Annotated in this window: 2 protein-coding genes; both read left to right on the forward strand. The window is 32.4% G+C overall.

Annotated elements, in window-relative coordinates:
- Positions 1-294, forward strand: a 294-nt coding sequence (locus CQA57_RS08060; RefSeq protein WP_115579721.1) for an autotransporter outer membrane beta-barrel domain-containing protein, incomplete at its 5' end; no start/stop codon positions are given.
- Between the two features lie 514 nt (positions 295-808).
- The coding region (locus CQA57_RS08065; protein WP_147288375.1) for a beta strand repeat-containing protein at positions 809-3,279 on the forward strand (2,471 nt) is incomplete at its 3' end.

Below are 3,279 nucleotides of genomic sequence, written 5' to 3' on the forward strand. Positions count from 1 at the left end.
TATATTGCTGGGGGTAAAGTATCTTTAACTTCAAATCTAGGAACGAATGTATCTTTATCTCCTCTAGCTTCTACAGGTAGATTTGTTATGAATGTAGGATCTAATTTCTCTATTAAAGAAAATCATAGAATCTACTTTGATTTTGAAAGAAGCTTTGGTGGATTAATTACTACAAATTATCAAGTCAATCTAGGATATAGATATAGCTTTGGAGCATCTAAATATACTCCATATAATGAAGTAGAAACAGAAAGGATAAATCAAAATAATCCAAGGGTAAATAAAGCAAACTAAAAACAAAAACAATCTAAGAGCAAGATTACTTGCTCTTAGAAGCTAGAGTAAGAAATTTTCTCTCTCTTGCCACCACTTAAAAAAGTTTTTATTTTCGCTCTTTATTTTTAGTCTTTTTATATCCTTAACAAGCAAAATACTAATCTTTGATGTGCATTTAGTATTATGTTTTTCATACAAACTCCTAAAGTTGTTTCATTTTAAGTGGTGGTTAGAGAGGGAGAATAGAAAGCGATTTTCCAAAACCCATAAAGCACCTAAAATACATTGTTTTATATTATTTGTATCCCCCCCCCCCTGTAATCTTTTTGCTTTATTTTAAAAATAATTTAAGTTTATTTTTATTATCATTGCATTTTATTTTTTAAATTCTTTTAAAAAACATTAAAAAAACAAGGAGTTAATAAGATGAAAAGAAATATTTCACTGCTACAGGGGGGGGGGGTATAACACTTCTTTAAATGCCTCTTTTTCTTCAAATAATTCAAGCAATTCAAAAAGATTCTTCAAACCTTTGGTTGCTAGCTCTCTAGCTTTAGCTTTGAGTGTAAGTGTTGCAAGTGCTAATGTAAGCATTGCTGTTCCAAATGCACCAAATAATGGATGGAATTTCATTTGGAATGGAATCCAAAGCGATATTATTGGCGGAAGCAATACTGATGTTTATCAACCAGCTCTTAGTAGTGGAACTACCCCTATTGAAACTCTTGTTTTTCAATTTGGAAGTTCAGCAAGTGGAAGTGGAGATGCCACAACATATACAGCTACAACAAACGACACAAGTATTACTTTAAATGGTAGTGGAAAAGCCATTCAGATGGGAGCCAATGGCACAGGAACATTAAAAGTCAATTTTTCAAATATCAACAATACTAATTTCATTCTTGATTTGTCTAACACTAATAACTTAGCATATTCATTTGTAGGAAATATTCATACGATAGGAACAAACTATAATAATGCTAGAACCTTTAAGGCTATCTTTGGTGCAAGTGTCAAGGGAAATATCACACTTGATAGTGGTGGGAATACCAACGCAGAAAGCCCCTCTCTTACATTTAATAATGGTGCAAAATTAGAGGGGAATCTAAAGGTAAATTTTGAAGATACAGGTATTGTCTTTAATGGAGATGGTGGGGGAGTTACAGGATCAATTGAAAAAACCAGTAGTGGACAATTAACCATTAACTTTAATGGTAATGCTACTACAGGAAAAATATGGAATTTTAAAGGTTCTAGCACTATTACTTTTAATGGTAATGCTACAGTATCTAGTAGTGATGAAGTCATTTATACGGGATTGTTTAGCGATGGAAATCATGGAAGCAGCACAATTGTATTTAATGGAGAAGAAAACAAGATTATTAATACTGCTAGTAATGGAAATGGTTATGCAATTTTTGTTAATGGAAATGGTGGCAGTAATGTAAGTAATACTTACAATAAAATTACTTTTACAAAAGGAACCAATACTATTACTGGAAATATTCAGGCAACTACAAATTCCAATAATAATAATAGATGGGCAAAAAATACCATTATTTTTGAAGAAGGGACAACTAAAAACACTATCACAGGAAATATAACAGCAGAAAACTATGCTTCTAATGAGCTTTCTTTTAAGGGAGGGGAGAATTCTATTACAGGTAATATTACTAGTAAGGGAAATGAAAACCAACTTACTTTTGAATCAAATATCAAAAATACAATTACCGGTAATATTACAGCAAATGTACTTCTTTATACAGACCATGCGGCAATAGGAAGAAATACTTTAACTTTCTCTGGTGATGGGGCAACAAATGAGATTAGTGGTGATATAACTGCAGAACTTTATAATGGTTATTCTGCAACCAATACCATCACATTCTCTGGAGAAAAATCTACAAATACTATCAAAGGAATTCTTAATGCATATGGTGGAACTAATACTATAACTTTTTCAGGAATCACCAATAAGCTTGAAGGAAATCTTAGTGCTAATGGTGGAACAAACAACATTACCTTTGAATCTGGCACAAAAAACTCTATCGTAGGAGATCTGACTGCACAATATAATCCATATTCCAGTTACGGAAAAAACAACATTACTTTTAATACAGGAGTTTCTTCTATCACAGGTAATATCTCAGTCAGTAACGGAAGCAATACTATTACATTTGATTCTAATACAACAACCAACACTATCACAGGTAATATTTCAGCTAGTGGGGGAACCAATACCATCACCTTTGGTGCAAATACAACTTCTGGAACAAGTAAAACTACTGCTAGTAATACTCTCACAGGAAATCTTAGTGCCACAGGTGGAACCAATACCATCACCTTTAATGGCTCAAGCAATACTCTAGGAGGAGCAATCACACAAGATACCAAAGAAGGTGAAACTACTGCTACTCCTACTACTTATACCATTCTTGCAAATGGTGGAACAAATAATATTACAGCCAATGGAATAACTTTGCAAAACATTAGCTCTATTACTGCAGGAAGTAATGGAAATCAAGCAATCAATCGTTTTAATATTTCAGGAGATATTACTTTTAAAGATAATAGCAATTTAGTAATCACTGCATTTAATAAAGATAATACCAACACAGATAAACATAATATTTTTAAATTTGGCGGAGATGTAATTAACAGAGATAATGCAAAATCAAATACTATTACTATTGCAGAATTAACGGCAGCAAGCACAAGTGGAGATTATTCTAAAACCAAAAACATCCTAAGTTTTGACGGCTTAACACAAGATACAAATCTCACCATTACTAGTTTCAACAATGTAACAAGCAATACAAATTCAAACATCAATAATAAAAACACTGGCTATACCTATATCGGAAAAGATTTAACTCAAGGTAGTGGAAGCTCTTTAGCCTTAGCTTCAAGTTTTAATGATTCTAATTGGAGTTCTAAAGATTACCAAGCAACCAATCTTACACTCAATGCAGGAAGCATCTATGCCAAATATGGTAAAAACTT

The organism is Helicobacter anseris, from assembly GCF_003364335.1.
GTDB classification, from domain to species: Bacteria; Campylobacterota; Campylobacteria; order Campylobacterales; family Helicobacteraceae; genus Helicobacter_H; species Helicobacter_H anseris.